The sequence below is a fragment of the Devosia sp. genome (assembly GCF_040509215.1).
In the GTDB taxonomy this organism is placed as follows: Bacteria; Pseudomonadota; Alphaproteobacteria; order Rhizobiales; family Devosiaceae; genus Devosia.
Genome location: NZ_JBEVLL010000346.1, coordinates 1 through 17990, shown reverse-complemented (window position 1 = coordinate 17990; position 17990 = coordinate 1). Strand labels below are relative to the sequence as shown.

At 62.1% G+C, this 17990-nt stretch carries 17 protein-coding genes; 10 read left to right on the top strand and 7 right to left on the bottom strand.

The window, feature by feature from the left end:
• Positions 1-26: 26 nt before the first annotated feature.
• From glyS to ABW043_RS19755, 3 genes are read left to right on the top strand one after another with little or no spacing between them, the layout of a single operon-like run.
• The gene (gene glyS, locus ABW043_RS19765; protein WP_353922917.1) at positions 27-2051 is read left to right on the top strand and encodes a glycine--tRNA ligase subunit beta; all 2025 of its coding nucleotides are present in this window, start codon (positions 27-29) and stop codon (positions 2049-2051) included.
• A 3-nt stretch (positions 2052-2054) separates the two neighbouring features.
• Positions 2055-2570: a hypothetical protein gene (locus ABW043_RS19760; RefSeq protein WP_353922916.1), complete on the top strand. Its 516-nt coding sequence runs from the start codon at positions 2055-2057 to the stop codon at positions 2568-2570.
• A 21-nt stretch (positions 2571-2591) separates the two neighbouring features.
• Complete coding sequence (locus tag ABW043_RS19755) at positions 2592-3572, top strand: DUF808 domain-containing protein (RefSeq protein WP_353922915.1); 981 nt, start codon at positions 2592-2594, stop codon at positions 3570-3572.
• A 45-nt stretch (positions 3573-3617) separates the two neighbouring features.
• On the opposite strand, the gene rnhA is transcribed toward ABW043_RS19755, so the two are convergent.
• The 3 genes from rnhA to ispH are packed head-to-tail and all read right to left on the bottom strand — an operon-like array spanning position 3618 to position 5574.
• Complete coding sequence (rnhA, locus tag ABW043_RS19750; protein ID WP_353922914.1) at positions 3618-4091, bottom strand: ribonuclease HI; 474 nt, start codon at positions 4089-4091, stop codon at positions 3618-3620.
• Entirely contained in the window at positions 4088-4606 is a 519-nt protein-coding gene (locus ABW043_RS19745; protein ID WP_353922913.1) for a GNAT family N-acetyltransferase, read from the bottom strand. The genes rnhA and ABW043_RS19745 overlap by 4 nt, the downstream gene beginning before the upstream one ends.
• The gene (ispH, locus tag ABW043_RS19740) at positions 4603-5574 is read right to left on the bottom strand and encodes a 4-hydroxy-3-methylbut-2-enyl diphosphate reductase (protein WP_353922912.1); all 972 of its coding nucleotides are present in this window, start codon (positions 5572-5574) and stop codon (positions 4603-4605) included. The genes ABW043_RS19745 and ispH overlap by 4 nt, the downstream gene beginning before the upstream one ends.
• A 104-nt stretch (positions 5575-5678) precedes the next feature.
• Here ispH and ABW043_RS19735 point away from each other — a divergent pair, with 104 nt between their 5' ends.
• The 3 genes from ABW043_RS19735 to ABW043_RS19725 all read left to right on the top strand — a co-directional run bounded on the left by ABW043_RS19735 (position 5679) and on the right by ABW043_RS19725 (position 9852).
• Positions 5679-7967, top strand: coding sequence for a putative PEP-binding protein (locus ABW043_RS19735; RefSeq protein ID WP_353922911.1), 2289 nt, complete (start codon positions 5679-5681; stop codon positions 7965-7967).
• 93 nt (positions 7968-8060) lie between these two features.
• Entirely contained in the window at positions 8061-8621 is a 561-nt protein-coding gene (locus tag ABW043_RS19730; protein ID WP_353922910.1) for a hypothetical protein, read from the top strand.
• 262 nt (positions 8622-8883) lie between these two features.
• Positions 8884-9852, top strand: a complete 969-nt coding sequence (locus ABW043_RS19725; protein WP_353922909.1) for a cell wall hydrolase — start codon at positions 8884-8886, stop codon at positions 9850-9852.
• Here the strand turns inward: ABW043_RS19725 and ABW043_RS19720 are convergent.
• The 3 genes from ABW043_RS19720 to ygfZ all read right to left on the bottom strand — a co-directional run bounded on the left by ABW043_RS19720 (position 9849) and on the right by ygfZ (position 12028).
• On the bottom strand, positions 9849-10310 hold the full coding sequence (locus ABW043_RS19720; protein ID WP_353922908.1) for a hypothetical protein: 462 nt from the start codon (positions 10308-10310) through the stop codon (positions 9849-9851). The two genes, ABW043_RS19725 and ABW043_RS19720, sit on opposite strands and share 4 nt — an antisense overlap.
• Before the next feature lie 112 nt (positions 10311-10422).
• Positions 10423-11040: an HD domain-containing protein gene (locus ABW043_RS19715; RefSeq protein ID WP_353922907.1), complete on the bottom strand. Its 618-nt coding sequence runs from the start codon at positions 11038-11040 to the stop codon at positions 10423-10425.
• Between the two features lie 157 nt (positions 11041-11197).
• Positions 11198-12028 carry a CAF17-like 4Fe-4S cluster assembly/insertion protein YgfZ gene (gene ygfZ / locus ABW043_RS19710; RefSeq protein WP_353922906.1) on the bottom strand — a complete coding sequence of 277 codons (831 nt, stop codon included), beginning with the start codon at positions 12026-12028 and terminating at the stop codon, positions 11198-11200.
• A 69-nt stretch (positions 12029-12097) separates the two neighbouring features.
• On the opposite strand from ygfZ, the gene ABW043_RS19705 reads away from it, so the two are divergent.
• Positions 12098-13426, top strand: coding sequence for a dihydroorotase (locus ABW043_RS19705; protein WP_353922905.1), 1329 nt, complete (start codon positions 12098-12100; stop codon positions 13424-13426).
• Between the two features lie 148 nt (positions 13427-13574).
• Here the strand turns inward: ABW043_RS19705 and ABW043_RS19700 are convergent, their stop codons facing one another.
• A complete protein-coding gene (locus ABW043_RS19700) occupies positions 13575-14597 on the bottom strand; it encodes a hypothetical protein (RefSeq protein ID WP_353922904.1) in 1023 nt (340 codons plus the stop codon).
• Positions 14598-14799: 202 nt separating this feature from the next.
• Between ABW043_RS19700 and ABW043_RS19695 the strand changes: the two genes are divergently transcribed.
• From ABW043_RS19695 to ABW043_RS19685, 3 genes are all read left to right on the top strand, one after another.
• On the top strand, positions 14800-15246 hold the full coding sequence (locus ABW043_RS19695) for a MarR family winged helix-turn-helix transcriptional regulator (protein ID WP_353922903.1): 447 nt from the start codon (positions 14800-14802) through the stop codon (positions 15244-15246).
• Positions 15246-16376, top strand: coding sequence for an HlyD family secretion protein (locus tag ABW043_RS19690; RefSeq protein WP_353922902.1), 1131 nt, complete (start codon positions 15246-15248; stop codon positions 16374-16376). The genes ABW043_RS19695 and ABW043_RS19690 overlap by 1 nt, the downstream gene beginning before the upstream one ends.
• A gap of 47 nt (positions 16377-16423) precedes the next feature.
• On the top strand, positions 16424-17990 hold a 1567-nt coding region (locus ABW043_RS19685; protein WP_353922901.1), incomplete at its 3' end, for a DHA2 family efflux MFS transporter permease subunit.

The window sequence follows — 17990 nt, the reverse complement described above, 5'->3', positions numbered from 1 at the left end:
CCGCCTTTGTCTTGCTGGTGCCTTTCATGCCCGAACTCCTGCTCGAACTTTTTTCCGAGGAAATTCCCGCCCGCTTCCAGCGGCGCGCTGCCGAAGACCTCAAGAAAGCCGTGACCAATGCTCTGGTCGATGCGGGTTTGGTCTATGAGGGTGCTCGCGCCTTTGCGACCCCGCGCCGTCTTGCATTGACGGTTTCGGGCCTGCCGGTCCGCTCGCCCGATACGCGCGAAGAAAAGAAGGGCCCCAAGGTTGGCGCGCCGCAGCCGGCTGTCGACGGGTTCCTGCGTTCGGCCGGGCTCACCTCGCTCGAAGAGGCCAAGGTCGAAAGCGACCCCAAGAAGGGCGACTTTTATGTCGCCGTGATCAACAAGCCAGGCGCCGATGCGGTGGAACTGCTTTCGGGCATCCTGCCGAAGATTTTGACCGATTTCCCCTGGGCCAAGTCGATGCGTTGGGGCTCTGGCAATTTCAATTGGGTGCGTCCGCTGCGCGCCATCACCGCGACCTTTGGCACCGAGAATGACGAGCCTGTCGTCATCCCGTTCGCGTCCAACCAGATCGAGGCCGGCCAGACCACGTTCGGCCATCGCTTCCTGGCACCCGCTGCCATCCGCGTAAAGCGGTTCGACGACTATGTGACCGCGCTCGAGCGCGCCAAGGTCGTGCTCGATATCGACCGCCGGAAGGACATCATCCGCGGCGATGCCGATCAGCTCGCGTTCGCGCAGGGCCTGACCGTTATCCAGGACGAAGGTCTGCTTGAAGAAGTGGCCGGGCTCGTCGAGTGGCCCAATGTGATGATGGGGTCGTTCGATCCCGAATTCCTCACGCTCCCCGAAGAAGTCATCATCGCCACCATCCGCGCCAACCAGAAATGCTTCTGCCTGCGCGATGCCTCGGGCAAGCTGGCGCCGAATTTCATCATTACGGCCAACACCATCCCGTCCGATGGCGGCGCCGTGGTTGTCGCCGGCAATGAGCGCGTTATCCGTGCGCGCCTCTCCGACGCGGCCTTCTTCTATCAGGGCGACCTCGCCATTCCGCTCGAGCATGGCCTGCCCAAGCTTGAAGACATGGTGTTCCACGCCAAGCTCGGCACGCAGTTCGCCATGGTCGAACGGCTTGTGAAACTCGCGGCCGAAATCGCCCCGCTGGTTGGCGCCGATGTCGAAAAGACCAAGCGCGCTGCCATGCTCGCCAAGGCCGATCTCGTCACCGGCATGGTCGGCGAATTCCCCGAATTGCAGGGCCTGATGGGGCGCTATTATGCGACCGCGCAGGGCGAGCCCGCTGAAATCGCCAACGCGCTCGAAATGCACTACAAGCCCGTCGGTCCCTCCGACCGCGTGCCGACCGAGCCTGTCTCGATCGCCGTGGCGCTGGCCGACAAGCTCAACGTGCTGTCGAGCTTCTGGTCGATCGACGAAAAGCCCACGGGCTCCCGCGATCCCTTCGCCCTGCGCCGCGCGGCTCTGGGCGTCATTCGCATCATCACCGAAAACGGGCTCAAGTTCCCGCTCAAGGTCGAGGCCGATCTTCTGGCCTTCTTCCATGATCGCCTGAAGGTGTCGCTGCGCGATGCCGGGGCGCGGCACGATCTTGTCGACGCGGTTATCTCCGCCGACAGCAACGACATCCTGCAGATCACCCAGCGCGCCGAGGCGCTTTCGAGCCTGCTCTCGAGCGATGACGGCAAGAACCTTCTCGCTGGCTATCGTCGTGCGGCCAATATCCTGGCGGCCGAGGAGAAGAAGGACGGAAAATCCTATGCTGGTGCTGTCGATCAGGCGGCCCTGAAGCTGGCCGAGGAAGAGGCACTGGCCTTTGCGGTGGATGCAGTTCACGCTTCCGTGGCGAGCCACGTCGCTAGGGATGACTACAAGGGCGCCATGGGCGAACTGGCAACGCTGCGCGCACCGGTCGATGCGTTCTTTACCGCCGTGCTGGTCAACGACGCCGATCCGGCCGTGCGCACCAATCGCCTGAACCTTTTGGCGCGGCTGCGCGACACCATGCGTCTCGTGGCCGACTTCGGCAAAGTCGCCGGCTAGGAAGTGCTCCTCGCGGTCTGGAAGCAACATTGGAATTGGATCCGATGGCTGCTTCTCGCCGCCGTGATCGGCTGGGGGCTGGTGAGCTTTCGAGGCTGCCAGCGTGATTCCTACCGCTGGGAGATGCCGAAGGAGCTGCAACTCGGCCAAATGGTCGGCGCGGATTTCGATGCCAACCCACTGGCTTGGTGTGGCGGCGGCGGATTTGAGATTGCCGACGAGGTTTTAGCCAAGATGGCGGCCGAAGGTCTCAGCTTTGTCGAAACCATACCTCTTCCCGCAGACTATGATCTATGGCGCGCCACGCCTGCTCCGACGGGATGGACGAGCCAAGGTTCATGGGCAGGACTGGCCTGTGTGGGGAACAGGACCGTAATCGAAGCCGCGTTCTACGGTATCCAGGAGCCGGGGAATTACTATGCGGTCAACAGCTCGTTCGGGTCGATCATACTTGTGCTTCCTGAAGACCGGATGGCCGTCTATACCCATGATGAATATGCAAATTGGTCGATGCGATGAATCGGCGGAACAGGGCAAAATATGAGCGTCGGCCTTCTTGCTTTGCTTGATGATGTGGCCGGCCTTGTGAAGGTTGCGGCCGCCTCGCTGGATGACGTGGCCGGGCAGGCGGCCAAGGCCGGCGTCAAGGCGGCGGGTGCTGTGATTGACGATGCGGCGGTGACCCCGAACTATGTTCAGGGTTTTACCGCCGACCGCGAATTGCCGATTGTGGGCAAGATCGCCTGGGGCTCGATCAAGAACAAACTGCTGTTCCTGTTGCCGGCGGCGCTGCTGCTGAGCTTTTTTGCGCCCTGGCTGATCACGCCGCTGCTGATGATCGGCGGCGCCTATCTTTGCTATGAGGGGGCCGAGAAGGTCTTCCATATGCTCGCCCCGCACGAGGCCGAGCATCATGAGGCCGGGCTTGAACCCATGGCCATCGATCCTCAGACGCTGGAGGATCAGAAGGTCGGCGGCGCCATCAAGACCGATTTTATCCTCTCGGCCGAGATCATGACCATCATTCTCGCGGCCATCGAGGTGCAGGATTTCTGGACCCGCGCAGCGATCCTGGCGGTGGCGGGTATCGGCATTACAGTGGTTGTCTATGGTGCGGTGGCGTTAATCGTCAAAGGCGACGATTTTGGTGTGTTCATGGCCCGCAATGGCCGCACGCCGGTTGGACGGGGCTTTGGCCGCGGGCTCGTGGTCGGCATGCCCTATTTCATGCAGGTGCTGAGCGTTATCGGTACCGCGGCGATGACCTGGGTCGGTGGGTCGATCGTGGCGCATGGGCTTTACGAGTTCGGGCTCAACGGACCCGAAGTGGTCATCGAGACGGCAGCGCACTGGGCGGAACACACATTCCCCGCCATTGCCGGATTTGCCGGCTGGTTTGCCACCGCGTTTGTCGATTTCTTCTTTGGCCTGATCCTCGGCGCGTTGCTGATCCCGGTGGCCGGCTACGTCATTGCGCCAGCCTGGAAGGCCATCAAGGGCGTGCTGCCGAAGCGGGCTTAGGCTTCTCCACCTCTCCCTTGGGGGAGAGGTGAAAATAAAGAGCCTTCAGAACGGCGGCGCGAAGCTCTCGGGTGCCTTCTTCTGCTTGAAGGGCGCCATGCCTTCTCGGGCGAGTTCGTCGGCACGCTCGTTAAGCTCGTCGCCAGCGTGGCCCTTGACCCAGTGCCAGGAAATCTCGTGGCGCTTGGTGGCTTCATCTAGCGCCTGCCAGAGTTCGACATTCTTGACCGGCTTCTTGTCGGCGGTTCGCCAGCCATTTTTCTTCCAGCCGTGAATCCAGCTCTGGACGCCGTTTTTCACGTATTGGCTGTCGGTGTGGATTTCGACCGTGCAAGGCCTCGATAGGGCGTTGAGGCCCTCGATGGCGGCGGTCAGCTCCATCTTGTTGTTCGTCGTCAGGGCTTCGCCGCCCTTGAGTTCCTTGCGGTGCTGGCCGAACTGCAGGATGGCGCCCCAGCCGCCGGGGCCGGGATTGCCCGAACAGGCGCCGTCGGTATGGATGATGACGGTGGTGCTCATGCCAACTGCTCCCGGCGCAGAATGTAGAATTGATGCGGCATGTCGGCCACCACACCTTGATGTGTCTCGGTCATGCCGATCTTTTGAAGCACGCGCCGCGAGGCGGCGTTGTCCATATGGGCAAAGCCGATGAATTTGTCGTCCGGCCGATTGGCGAAGAACCAGTCGCGGAGGCCGATGGCGATCTCGCTGGCATAGCCCTGGCCCCAGTGCTCATGGGCCAGCGAATAGCCGATTTCCGGCTCGCCTTCGAAGGGCGAGAAACCTGCGCGGCCGATAAAGGCGCTGTCGCTCTTCCGCTCGATTGCGAATTTGCCCATGCCATGCTCGGCATATTCGAGGCGCCAGCCGGCGATCCGCTCGACGGCCTTGGCGCGATCATAGACGCGGCCCTGTGCGTCGAGATAGCGGGCGACGAGCGGATTGGCGTGCATGGCCCAGAGCGCGTCGACGAGTTCGTCGCGCCAAGGCACGAGCCGCAGCCGCTCAGTCTCCAGCGCATGCAGCGGGATCATTTTCCCGAGGCCACTTCGAGATTGCGCAATACCTTCGGGATGTTGAAAGCGATGTTCTCTTCCGCCGTGGTCTTGGTCTCGACCGCAACGTCATAACGCGCGGCAAAGGCGTCGATCACCTCTTCGACGAGGCTTTCAGGCGCCGAGGCACCGGCGCTGACGCCGAGGGATTTGATGTCGCCATAGAGCGACCAGTCGATCTCACTGGCGCGATCGACGAGGGTCGCGATCTTGCAGCCGCTGCGCAGGGCTACTTCGACGAGGCGCTGCGAATTGGACGAATGCGGCGAACCGACGACGATCATTGCATCGACCAGCGGCGCTACGGCCTTGATCGATTCCTGCCGATTGGTGGTGGCGTAGCAGATGTCTTCCTTGTGCGGTCCGTTGATCGACGGGAAGCGTGCACGCAATGCCGCGACGATTTCGCGCGTGTCATCGACGCTGAGCGTCGTCTGCGTTACGAAGGCCAGGGTGTCCGGATTCTTCGGGGTGAAGACATTGGCGTCGGCGACGGTTTCGATGAGGGTGACGGCGCCTTGGGGCAATTGGCCCATCGTGCCGATCACTTCGGGGTGACCGGCATGACCAATAAGAACGATTTCGTGGCCTTCCTCGAAGTGACGCGAGGCCTCCACATGCACCTTGCTGACCAGCGGGCAGGTGGCGTCGAGGAAGAACATATTGCGCGATTTGGCATCGGCCGGCACGCTTTTGGGCACGCCATGGGCCGAAAAGACGACGGGAGCCTCGGTCTCGGGGATCTCGTCGAGCTCCTCGACGAAGACCGCGCCCTTGGCCTTAAGCCCTTCCACCACGTATTTATTATGCACGATGGCATGGCGCACATAGACCGGAGCGCCGTATTTCTGCAGCGCCAGCTCCACAATCTGGATGGCGCGATCGACGCCCGCGCAGAATCCGCGCGGCGCGCATAACAGAATATCGAGATGTGGCCGTTTTTCCATGAGAGATCAGATGCTTTCCGCTTCGGTCCAAGTCAAGTGCTGTTGCAGCCGCACCGGAGCCTGAGGCAGTATGAGGTCACGATGATGTCAGGGACGGTTTTACGGTGAGTCTTGCGCAGGAAATGTTTGCGATTGCCCCTGCCGAGGGGAAGGCAAACCTCACCGCCGCCCAATTGAAGCTGCTGGCCGGCAAGGCCCGCTGGATTTTCCGTGTGGGCGAGGCGGGTTTTCCGACCATTCCGACCATTGCGATCACCCGGGCAGCATGGGAAGCCCTGCAGGCCGAGCGCACGCGGCTCGATACGCGGCTGCGCACGCACTGGATTGCGTGCCTTTTCAAGCTCGTGACCAAGGACGGCAAGGCGCCCATGCTGGTGGTGCGCACCTCGGCGGCCAGCCACAATAGCGGGCTGCAGCCGGCCCGCATCGGCATTGCGGCCCCGACAGCGCCCGAGGATTCGGTCGATCCGACCCGGCCGCTGGCCAAGGCCATCAAGCAGGCCTTTGAAAGCTACGGCTTTTCGCAGGGCGGCTGGGCCAATTTCCGGGGCGAAGATGATCGCGCTCGTCAGATCGTGCTCATCCAGTCGACGGCTCAGGGCGAGCTGGAACAGTTTCTGACCCGCAATGCCGCGACCGGCGCGCTGGGGCCAGCGCCACTGAATGGTGCGCCGTTGCCGCGCCTGCCGGAATCCATCGGATCGTTGATTTCGCTGCTCGATGCCAAGGCCGGGCGGCACATGGCCTGCCTTGTCGTCATTCAGAAGGGCAAGGTGCAGTTTCTCTCGGCGCGACCGGTGCAGGCTTCGGCGGCGGCCGAGCTCGAGGCGGCCGTCGATCGCGTGCAGAACAAGATTTGGTCGCCGCACAATGCCGTTAGCCGCGTCGATCCCAATCGCCTGCCGCAATTGCTGCATCCGCGCATCAAGTCGACAGAGGACGTCACCCCGATCGCCACCGGGCTTGGCGTTTCGCCGGGTGCAGCGAGCGGCATTATCACGTTCTCCGCCGAAGATGCGGCGCGGCTGCGGGCGCGGGGCAAGCATTGCATTCTCGTGGTCAACGAGACCGGACCGGCAGACATCGAGGGCATGAAGGCGGCGACGGGGATTCTCACGGCGCGCGGCGGCATGACCAGCCATGCGGGTGTGATTGCGCGTATCACGGGAAAGCCGTGCGTTGCGGGCGTGCGGACGCTGTCGGTCGATACCAATGAAATGATCTGCCGTATTGGGTCGCGCGAGTTGCGGCCGGGCGATCGGCTCACCATCGATGGCAGCGATGGCTCGGTCTATCTCGGCACGCTGCCGTTGGCCCAGCCGCATATTGGCGGCAATATCGGAACCCTGCTCGGCTGGTCGGATGCCAGCCGCTCGATTGCCGTGCGCACCAATGTGGAAACGGTGGAGTCGGCCGCGACAGCGCTGAGCTTTGGCGCGGAAGGCATTGGTCTGGCGCGGTCCGAACACATGTTCTTCTCGCCCGAACGTTTGGTGGCGTTGCGGCGCATGATCCTCTCCGAAGACGAGGAGGCTCGCAGCCTTGCCGTAAACGGCCTCGTCGATTTCCAGACCGGAGACTATTCGGCGCTGTTCTCGGTGATGGGCGGGCTGCCGGTGACGGTGCGTCTCTTCGACCCTCCGCTGCACGAATTTTTGCCGCGTAACGATGAAGAGATCGAGGAAACGGCGGCTTCGCTTGGGGTCGCTGTCCGCGCTCTGAGATTGCGGCTCGAACGCATTGCCGAGGTGAACCCGATGCTTGGGCATCGCGGGGTTCGCTTGGCCATCACCTATCCCGAAATTCTGCAGATGCAGATGCAAGCCGTCATCGCCGGGGCGCGGGAGGCCAGCGAGCGGCTGAACAAGCCGATCCCGGTGGAAGTGATGGTGCCCTTCGTTTCGACCGCCAGCGAGGTTGCCTGGGTGCGCGAGCGCACCATGGCCATCGTCGCCAATTCGGGCCTGTTGAAATCGGAAAAGGTGAAATTCTCGTTCGGGACGATGATCGAGCTGCCGCGCGCCTGCCTAAGGGCGGGGGATATTGCGGGCATGGTCGACTTTATCTCGTTCGGCACCAACGATCTGACGCAGACCACTTTTGGCATTTCGCGCGACGACGCGCCGACCTTCCTGACGGTCTATCAGCGCAAGGGCATTTATGAGCGCGACCCCTTCGTCACCATTGACGAAAAGGGTGTTGGTGAGATGATCTCCATTGCCATCCAGCGGGGCCGGGCGGCCAATCCTCGGTTGAAGATCGGTATCTGCGGCGAGCATGCCGGTGATCCCGTCTCGCTGAAGTTCTTCTCGGGGCTTGGGGTAGACTATGTCAGTTGCGCGCCCTATCGCGTGCCGGTGGCGCGATTGACCCTCGCGCAAGCGGCAACCTGACGCGCCACACTTTTCCATGAAGCCATTTCAATCGCGGGCATTGGTCACGATATAAGAACGTGACAAAAGACTAGCGAAACAAATGGGGGGATAATGCTGGTGATTGGGATCAGGGGTTTCGCGGCGCTGACAACGCTTGGCGCCATGCTGGTGGCCCCAGCCTTTGCCCAGTCCGGAGCGCAATGCGCTGCCATCGGCGGCGATAGCGATCGTCTCGCCTGCTATGACGCGGTGTTTCGCGACGGCGGTGCCGCTGCCGAAGCGCTCAGTGTCAGCTTTGAATCCGAACAGCTTATCCCCGCCCGCCCGAGCGGACGCATGCCGGCGACCATGACCATCGCCTGCGAGGCGGGCAGGTTGAGCGCATCGTTCGCTTACGCCGGAAACACCATGTCGGCGCTGGGGCGCGATGCCGGGATTACGCTACAGGTCGATCTGCAATCGCCGCGTAGCCGGACCTTGCTGGTCAACTCCAACAACACGGCGCTGGTGATCGACAATACGGCCGATACGCTGGCTTTTCTCGATACGCTGGCCGGCGCGCAGAACCTGACGACGCGGGTGACGCCGGTCAATTCCCGGTCTTTGTCCGTGCGCTTCAATCTTGCCGGTGTGCTTGAGCAGATCGAGCCGGTAAGAGCCGCCTGTTCTTAGGTACTGCGACAAATCCGCCAATCACATTTCTGCCGCCTGCTTGCCGCGCTTTGACCCTTTGCGTGCCTGTTTGCCTATTTACTCGGCGCTAACCTTAATCAGAGATCATCACGATCGTCGGCATTTTAGCGTCACTTTTGCCGGTCTTGTTCGTGTTGCGTAGCGTTGAGTAGAGTTTATGGCCCATCCACACCGGCCGGTCGTGCGTCAGCACGCGGCTAGAGCGGTTCGCCGGGGATTGCCCGTCGCCAGGACGATGGCGTTGGGCGTTGTCGCGTCCCTTGCTTATGCAGGCCTTGCAGGCGGCGCCTTTGGCCCGTCTGGCGATCTGCCACAGACCGAAACTTCCAAGCCCAACCTTGCTCTTGCGAGCCTGAGCTATTCCGGCGCCGATCCGGTGATTACCGGGTCTGTCGATCATCTGTTCGATTCAATCAGCTTCACCGGCCCCAATCGGTCTGAAAAGACCGATCGCTACAAGCCGGCGATCGACATTGCTGCCTTTACCCAGAATTTCGAAGAAGCCCGTGTCCGTATCGCCTCGTTGCGCGATCCCGCAGGCGATCCGAACGTGCTTGGCCAGTCGCGCATTGCCGAACTCGACGACGCACCCGAGGAAACCGGGCCGCGCATGTCGGTGGCGTCAATCGATCCGGCGACTGCCGCCGCGCTTGATGCTATTGCCGGGATTGCCCCGCAGACCGCTTCCCTGACGCCGACCGATCCTATCCCTGCCATGGCCTCGGAACAGCTCGCCTACGCCCGCGCCAATGCCCCGGTAACCGGGGCTTACTCGACGACGGCACCGGTTGAGGTTTCCGATCGCGAGAAGTGGTGCCTGGCGACGGCGATCTACTTTGAAGCCCGCGGCGAGGCCTATCGTGGCCAGGTGGCCGTGGCGCAGGTGGTGATGAACCGGGTCAAGGATCATCGCTATCCCGACACCATTTGCGGCGTGGTGTTCCAGAACCAGAACAAGCGCAATGCCTGCCAGTTCTCGTTTGCCTGCGACGGCATTCCCGAGGTGATCAGCGAGCGTGAGCCGTGGGTTCAGGCCGAGGATATTGCCGAGCGCTATCTCGATGGCGAGCTCTATCTGACCGAAGTGGGCAGCGCGACGCACTATCACGCTACCTATGTGCGCCCCACCTGGGCCCCGCGCATGGAGAAGGTGACCCAGATCGGTCTGCACGTCTTCTACAAGTTCAAGCGCGGTTGGTTGTTCGGCTAGCAGTAGCGGAAGCTGGCGGTCGAGATGCAGGTGGATGTCCGCGTCTCGCCGCGATGCGTCTTGTAGGTCGAGATCGAGACGTAGGAATTGCCGCTATAGGTCTTGAGGCGGGTCCACTGGCCATTGTTCCAGCTTGAAAAGCTGAAGCGGTCCCGTGGGTTATCGGGCTCGATGACGCCCGGATACTGCACGTGGGGCGACTCGATACCATCGCTCGAATAGACGCCGGTGGCGGTGCGCTTGATGGTGACATAGCTCACCCGCCCGGCTTCGATTTTCTTGATCACCTGCGTATCGAGCGGATCGGTGGAGACCCAGTCCTCGTAGCGAACGCCATTGTCCTCGTCGAGGATGAGCAGCTTGCTCGGATCGAAGCCGTCGGCACGGACGGAGGCGAGGGACAGCACGAGAGCGGCCGTGATCAGGCTCAAAAGCGTAGGCAGGGTCGGCAGGTTCATGGCAGGCGTCCCATTCTGATCCAGTGCGAGCGCACACTATTAACGGATCAGTAACCATGAAGACGCGGCGAAGCGACCCTTTCCTTAAGCCTTGGTTAATTGTGCCACGGGTTCAGGGGGCGGGGATAAGTTCGGCGATGGCTTCGAAACTGGCAATGAAACGATCGTGCGCTTCACGCGTCGGCCAGGGCTGGATCAGCCGGTCGAAATACTCGATCTCGAAGGCCGCAACGCCCGGCTCGCCGAAGAATTTCGTTGCTTCGGCAGGCTCGAAACCGGCCAGGGTGGTGGCCTCGAAATAGGCGGCTTCCTGGTCCGCTTTTTTCATCTGTTTCTTGAGGGGGACAGATTGGGTCGCGGGCAGGGAAAAGCGCAGATAGATCGCTGAAAGCAGACGGTTTTCAACGTCCTTGTAGTTTCCGCCCATCGCCGTTTTGAAGGGGGAAATGATGTCGCCCATGACATATTCGGGCGCGTCGTGGAGGAGCGTCTGGAGCAGATGCGCCGGGGCGGCCTCGGGGTTAGAGGCGCGGAAGAGCTCGAGCACGAGGACGGAGTGCTGCGCGACGGAAAACGGATAATCGCCAATGGTTTGGCCATTCCAGCGCGCAACGCGGGCGAGGCCATGGGCGATGTCGGAAAGCTCCACATCGACCGGCGAGGGGTCAAGAATATCGAGGCGGCGACCCGACAGCATACGCTGCCAGGCACGTGAGCTTGTGCGGGCCATAGGGGTCGAATTCGTTAGCGGACTGTTGGCGGTGACACTAACAGATGCGTCCGATTCGAGAAGGAATGGTGAAAGGGTGGGGACTTGAAAGAGAGATCCCCGCTTTCGCGGGGATGACACCGAGGGTGTGATGGGAAGTTGCGGAAAGAGGACGAAATTATTCGGCGTCTTCGGTGACGGCTTCGCCGAACTGGTAGGTGGCCCAGGCGGGGAGGGTTAGGGTGACCGGGGTGCCGTCGATGGTGGCGGCTGTGACGTCGGTGATGCGGTCGAGGCGAAGGATGGCGACGGCTTTGCCATCGACGACCTGGCCCACCGTGCCGGCTTCGCGGCCGCCGGCGATGACGGAGGTGCCAGCGGGGGCGGTGATGCCGGAGACCACGACGGGGCGGCGGCGGGCGGTGCCGCGGTGCTTCATGCGGCTGACGACTTCCTGGCCGACATAGCAGCCTTTGACGAAGTCGATACCGTCGAGGATGTCCATGCCGATGTCATGGGCAAAGGTGTCATTGGCAGGGAAGTCATTGCCCTGGTGCAGGACGCCGTTCGCGATGCGGGCCGTGTGGTAAGCCGTCTCGTCGGTTGACCAGTCGGTCGTGGCTTCGACAGGAGCGATAATGCGGAAACCGAGGGCGACGGGGCCGCGACGGTCCTTGTGGGCGAGGTGGGAGGGTTCGGTGGCAAAACCCATGCGATGGGTTTCGCGGAGATCGTCGATGTCGACCTTGGCGCGGAGGCGATACATGCGCATGCGCTTGAAGAAGTCGTCGGCGACGGATTGGTGCACGTCGAGCCAGAGAGCGTCTTCGGACCAGCCGGCGAGGCCTTCGGCGAGAATCTTGCCCTGGGGCGAGAGCAGGGCCCAGAGGCTGGCGGGTTCTTCGGCGGAGGCGGGCATGACGCCGGTGACCACATCATTGATGAGGCGATGCGCATCGGGGCCGGAGAAACGGAAGATGACGCGGTCGCTGCGCAGATGAATGGTCATGATGCCTTGCCTCACGGAGTTTTCCTCCGCTAAACCAGCCCTGAACCGGAACCAGCGGAGACCGCAGACATGGCGCAGTATGACACGATTTTCAAGAACGCGACCGTGGTCAACCATGATGGCGAGGGGCTGGCCGATATTGCGGTGAAGGGCGGCAAGATCGTTGCGCTGGGCACGATCACGGGCGACGCGGCTGAGGTGGTCGATTGCAAGGGGCTGCATATCTTGCCCGGCGTCATCGATACGCAGGTGCATTTTCGCGAGCCGGGCCTGACGCATAAGGAAGATCTGGAATCGGGTTCGCTTGGTGCGGTCATGGGCGGGGTGACCGGCGTCTTCGAAATGCCGAACACCAATCCGCTGACGACCAGCCGCGAAACCTTTGAAGCCAAGATCGCGGCGGGCACCAACCGCATGCATTGCGATTTTGCCTTCTATATCGGCGGAACGCACGAGAATGTCGGCGAATTGGCCGTGCTCGAAAAGCTGCCGGGCTGTGCGGGCGTAAAGGTGTTCATGGGCTCGTCCACCGGCTCGCTGCTGGTTCAGGACGATGCTGGCGTGGAGGCGATTCTGCGCGCTATTTCGCGTCGCGCCGCGTTCCACTCGGAAGACGAATACATGCTCGAAGAGCGCAAGCATCTGCGCGTGCCGGGCGATCCGTCGAGCCATCCCGTCTGGCGCTCGCCCGAGGTGGCGATGAGCTGCACGACGCGTCTCGTGAACCTGGCGCGCAAGACCGGCAAGCGCATCCATGTGCTGCATATTTCGACCAAGGAAGAGATCGTTTATCTCGCCGACCACAAGGATGTGGCTTCGGTGGAAGTGACGCCGCACCATCTGACGCTGGATGAGACGGCTTACACGCGGCTCGGCACCTATGCGCAGATGAACCCGCCGGTGCGCGACAAGATCCATCGCGAGGGCATCTGGAAGGGCGTCGAGAATGGCGTCGCCGATATTCTGGGCTCCGACCATGCGCCGCATACGCGCGAGGAAAAGGACCATGCATATCCTGCGAGCCATTCGGGCATGACTGGGGTGCAGACGCTGGTGCCGACGATGCTCGACCATGTGAATGCCGGAAAGCTGAGCCTGCAGCGGTTTGTCGATATGACGAGCCATGGGCCGAACCGGCTGTTTGGTATTGCCGGCAAGGGGCGCATAGCGGTGGGCTATGATGCCGACCTCACCATTGTCGACATGAAGCGGCGCGAGACGATCACCAATGAGTGGATCAAGAGCCGGGCCGGCTGGACGCCTTATGACGGCGTTGAGGTTACGGGCTGGCCGGTGGGCACGATCGTGCGCGGGCACAAGGTGATGTGGCAGGGCGAGCTGACGGCGCCGAGCAAGGGGCAGCCGATGCGCTTCCTTGAGGCGCTGCAGCAGGGCTGAAAAGCCACTCTTGGAAGAGGTTGAAGGGCAGGGCGTAGGGATAGCTCCCCCTCATCCGGCCCTTTGGGCCACCTTCTCCCCGAGGGGGAGAAGAATGGGCCGGTGATCGCCTCTTATTCCTCTCCGTCTCGGCGAGACGGGTGAGGGCTCACTCCACGCCGGGCACCTTTACGCGCAAAATATCCGTCGTTTCCGGCCCAAAGTTGTAGCGGTCGACGAGGATTGTGTCGGCGCTCTCCCAGTGGAGGGTGTCAAAATAGTCGATGCCGGGCAGGACCAGCAGTTGTCTGTTCTCCTCATAGTCCCAGACAGCGAGGGCGGTGCTGGTCTGCCCCCAGCGCTCGGGGCAGGAGAATTCGGCAGCGACTTGCGGGCCGAAGGGACTGAAGGAAATTTCGCTCGTGGCGTAGGAGCAATCGGCGCGCAGGTTGACGCCGAGGAACATGCCGCCGTCGCGCTCATCGCCGATGTAACCGATGCGGATGCCGGTGACCGGACTGTTATGCGGCTGGTCGAGCTTTTGCGCGAAATAGTCGCCGTCGGGGCTGAGGGCTGCGCCAACGCCGTGGCGGAAAAGCGCTGACCAATCGGCGATGCTGGCCGCTACGGGCGTGCTGGCGGGATTGTTGATGTCCCAGGCTTCGGCCCCGTCGGGATCGGGTGGGGCGTCGAAATGGCGGCCCATGTCGGTGAGGAGCCAGCCTTTGTTGTCAAAGGCCATAAAGGCGGGAAGCCAGCGATCGATGCTCAGGACTTCGGTGCCCTCGCGGGTGATGACCTTGGTTCGCTCATCGTAGAGCGAGAGAGCAACCAGCTTTTCTTCGCGGCTGACGGCAATTCCCGCGGGGCGCGCTTCGAGTGAAATGCCGGGCAGGGGTGTTTCGGCGATGATCGCGCCGGTCGTGGAGTCGACTTCCACAAGGGCGATGGGATCGGTCCGCTCGGTACCTTTGGAAAGGGTTGCGACCAGCAGGTTGCCATTGGCCAGGGTGGTGAAGGTGCCGACATTGCGATTGTCGAAACTGGTGATCTTTGTGCAGGCGCTACCGGAAAAGGGCAGGCCCAGATTTTCGCAGGGCCAGAACCAGCCGGCGCCCCAAGCGTAGATCGTACCGCCGGCCAGAACGACGGCCGCGACGCCCAATAGGCCACCCAGAAATCCCCAACGCATGATCGCCTCCACCGCAAGCCACGCATTTGTTTGGGGGATAAGGGATTTTTTTGTGGCGATGATGACGGTGCCGTTTGGCCCGGTCACGCTTCGGGCAGGGCTGCGCGGCGCGCATGACAGATTCGTCAGAGAGGCGCTTTCATTTAGTAAGTGGGCATATTATATGCGCGCTTATTAAATTTGGGTCCTCCCGATGAAAAGCATGGAGACAGCGCCGATCTTCTATCTGATCCACGAAGTTGGACGGGCTTTTCGCCGCCAGCTCGAGGAGCAGACGCGCGGCCATGACCTGACGCTGCCGCAGTGGCGGATCATCACCAAGCTCGGGCGCGAAGACGGCATGTCGCAGGTGGCGCTGGCATCAGCGATCGATACCGATCCGATGACGCTGAGCGCGATTCTGAAGCGGCTTTCGGATCGCAAGCTGGTGCGCCGGGCGCCCGATCCGCAGGACGGACGGGCCAAGATCGTGACGCTGACGGCCGAGGGGCTGGCGCTCTATCGCATGGTCGAGAGCCTTGGCGTCGAACTTTACAAAACCGCGATCGCCGGCATGGAGCCGGCGGCGACAGAGGCCCTGATCGAGGGCCTGGCACAAATTCGAGACAATCTTGCCGGCGGCGACGCCGAAACGAAGGACGAAGTCTGATGAACGCCCATGCGCCTGAACCCAAGCCCGGCGAGGCGACCCCTGCACCGGCTGATGCCATTGTGACCGCTGCTGAACCGGCAAAGAAGAAGCGCCGTCCCGGCCGCCTCTTGCTGATGGTGAGCGTGCCGGTATTGCTCGTCGCCGCTGGTGGCTATTTCTATCTGACCGGTGGCCGGTTCGAAGAGACCGATAACGCCTATGTGCAGCAGGCCAAGGTGGCCATCTCGGCTGACGTGGCCGGCCGCATCACCGCGGTCGATGTAAGCGAGAACATGGCCGTTCATGCCGGCGATCCGATCTTCACGATCGATGCCGAGCCCTATGAAATCGCGCTCGAACAGGCCAATGCGGCCCTCGGTACGGCGCGGGTCAATGTCGAGCAGCTCAAGGTGGCCTATGCCACGGCCGAAAAGGCGCTGAAGGCGGCCCAGGACGTGCTGGCGATCCAGCAGTCGACCTTTGACCGGCAGGACAGCATGGTCAAGCAGGGCATTGCCTCGACGGCGACGCTGGACACCCCCAAGCTCTCATTGCAGCAGGCCGAAAACGCCGTTTCGACGGCGCAGCAGCAGGTGAACAATGCAGCGGCCGCTCTCGGCGGCAAGGCTGATATCGCGACCGACGACCATCCGGCCGTAAAGACGGCACTGGCGCAGGTGAGCCTCGCTGAGCGCAATCTCGGCAAGACCAAGGTTGTGGCTGTGACCGATGGCGTCGTCAGCCAGATTGCGAGCCTCAATGTTGGGCAGTTCGTTGCTGCCGGCACGACCATTGCGAGCCTGGTTGAAACCCGTTCGAGCTGGGTCGAGGCCAATTTCAAGGAAACGCAGCTTTCCGGCATTTATGTCGGCATGCATGCCGAAGTGATGGTGGACGCCATTCCCGGCAAGCCCATCGAAGGGACCGTGACCAGCATCGGCGCGGCGACTGGTTCGGAATTTTCGTTGATCCCGGCCCAGAACGCCACCGGCAACTGGGTGAAGGTGACCCAGCGCGTGCCCGTTCGTGTGGACTTCGGCGATGACGTGCCGGCCGAACTGCTGCGCTCGGGCATGAGCGCGCTGGTCAGCGTCGATACCGGGGCCAACACGCTTGAGCGCATGACTGGCTCCGCCAAGCCGCTCTGATGTGACGGGCTTACGAGCCCGTCCACTTCTTTCATCAGGAGGCCAGCATGGCCGAAACGCTTTCCCAGCCCGCTCTTGTCGTCAAGAACAAGGGCATGCTCACCCTCGCGCTGATGCTCGGCACCATCATGCAGGTGCTCGACACCACGATCGCCAATGTGGCGCTGCCGCATATGTCGTCGTCTCTGGGCGCGTCGCAGAACGAAATCACCTGGGTGCTGACCTCCTATATCGTGGCGGCGGCTATCGCGACGCCGCTGACGGGCTGGATGAGTGACCGGTTGGGGCAGCGGCGGCTGTTTCTCGGTGCAGTGATTGGCTTTACCGTGGCCTCGGCGCTGTGTGGTATCGCGTCGAGCCTGCCCGAAATGGTGGTCTTCCGCGTGCTGCAGGGCATTTGCGGCGCCATGATCGCGCCGCTGGCGCAGACGGTGCTGCTCAATATCAATCCCAAGGAACGCATCGGCCAGGCCATGGCCATCTATGGCATGGGCATCATGGTGGCGCCCATCATCGGGCCGTCATTGGGTGGCTGGCTGACCGAGACTTTCGACTGGCGCTGGGTGTTTTTGGTCAACGTGCCGGTGGGCGCGGTTTGCGTCGCCATGCTGGTGCTCTTCATGCCCCAGACGGAGATCAAGAACCGGCGCTTCGATTTCTTCGGCTTCGGCATGCTGGCTTTGGGCGTTGGCGCGCTGCAATTGCTGCTTGATCGGGGCGCGGAAAACGACTGGTTCCATTCGCCCGAAACCTGGATCGAACTGGGGATCGTCATTGCCGGGCTCTGGGTGTTCCTTGTCCACTCGCTGACCGCCAAGCAGCCGTTTGTTGACCTGAAGATGTTCAAGGATTTCAACTTTTCGCTCGCCTCGGTGCTGATGGGCGTGATGGGTATCACGCTCTTCTCGGGCCTGGCGCTGTTGCCGCCCATGCTGCAGAACCTGATGGGCTATTCGGTGATTTTCACCGGCCTCTTGATGGCGCCGCGCGGTGCGGCAACGCTGGTCTCGATGATGATCGTGGGGCGAACCAGCGGCAAGGTCGATCCGCGCATCATGATGCTGATTGGTGCCGTGCTGATGAGCTATTCGCTCTGGCAGATGACCAGCTTCAGTCCGGACATGGACTATTGGCCCGTGATCATCACCGGGGCGATGCAGGGCTTTGGCATGGGCTTCCTGTTTGTGCCGCTCTCGACCATGGCCTTTGCCACCATTGCGCCCAGCATGCGCGCCGACGCCACGGCCATGTTCGCGCTGGTGCGCAATATGGGGCAGGGGATCGGCATTTCGCTCGTGAGCGTGGTGCTGACCAATATGATGCAGGTGAACCATGCCGAACTGGCCGAGCGGCTGACGGTCGACTCCATGGCGGTGCAGACGCAGATGCCGGGGCTGATCGCGGGCAATGCGCAGATCATCGCCGTCATCAATGGCCTCGTGCAGAAGCAATCGGCAATGCTCGCCTATCTCGACGACTTCTGGCTGATGCTGCTGCTGAGCCTGGCGTCCATTCCGCTGATCCTGCTGCTGCGGGGCGCGAAGAAGGACAAGAACGCGCCACAAAAGACCAAGGAAGAGTTGGCGATCGAGCGGGCCCACGCCATGGGCGACT

What these genes read in the sequence shown, in the direction of transcription:
- ABW043_RS19755 (WP_353922915.1), top strand. Translation starts at nt 2,592, where the DNA reads ATGAGCGTCGGCCTTCTTGCTTTGCTTGATGATGTGGCCGGCCTTGTG.
- ABW043_RS19690 (WP_353922902.1), top strand. Translation starts at nt 15,246, where the DNA reads ATGAACGCCCATGCGCCTGAACCCAAGCCCGGCGAGGCGACCCCTGCA.
- ABW043_RS19705 (WP_353922905.1), top strand. Translation starts at nt 12,098, where the DNA reads ATGGCGCAGTATGACACGATTTTCAAGAACGCGACCGTGGTCAACCAT.
- ispH (WP_353922912.1), bottom strand. Translation starts at nt 5,574, where the DNA reads ATGGAAAAACGGCCACATCTCGATATTCTGTTATGCGCGCCGCGCGGA.
- ABW043_RS19720 (WP_353922908.1), bottom strand. Translation starts at nt 10,310, where the DNA reads ATGAACCTGCCGACCCTGCCTACGCTTTTGAGCCTGATCACGGCCGCT.
- ABW043_RS19715 (WP_353922907.1), bottom strand. Translation starts at nt 11,040, where the DNA reads ATGGCCCGCACAAGCTCACGTGCCTGGCAGCGTATGCTGTCGGGTCGC.
- ABW043_RS19730 (WP_353922910.1), top strand. Translation starts at nt 8,061, where the DNA reads ATGCTGGTGATTGGGATCAGGGGTTTCGCGGCGCTGACAACGCTTGGC.
- ABW043_RS19695 (WP_353922903.1), top strand. Translation starts at nt 14,800, where the DNA reads ATGGAGACAGCGCCGATCTTCTATCTGATCCACGAAGTTGGACGGGCT.
- ABW043_RS19700 (WP_353922904.1), bottom strand. Translation starts at nt 14,597, where the DNA reads ATGCGTTGGGGATTTCTGGGTGGCCTATTGGGCGTCGCGGCCGTCGTT.
- ABW043_RS19745 (WP_353922913.1), bottom strand. Translation starts at nt 4,606, where the DNA reads ATGATCCCGCTGCATGCGCTGGAGACTGAGCGGCTGCGGCTCGTGCCT.
- glyS (WP_353922917.1), top strand. Translation starts at nt 27, where the DNA reads ATGCCCGAACTCCTGCTCGAACTTTTTTCCGAGGAAATTCCCGCCCGC.
- rnhA (WP_353922914.1), bottom strand. Translation starts at nt 4,091, where the DNA reads ATGAGCACCACCGTCATCATCCATACCGACGGCGCCTGTTCGGGCAAT.
- ygfZ (WP_353922906.1), bottom strand. Translation starts at nt 12,028, where the DNA reads ATGACCATTCATCTGCGCAGCGACCGCGTCATCTTCCGTTTCTCCGGC.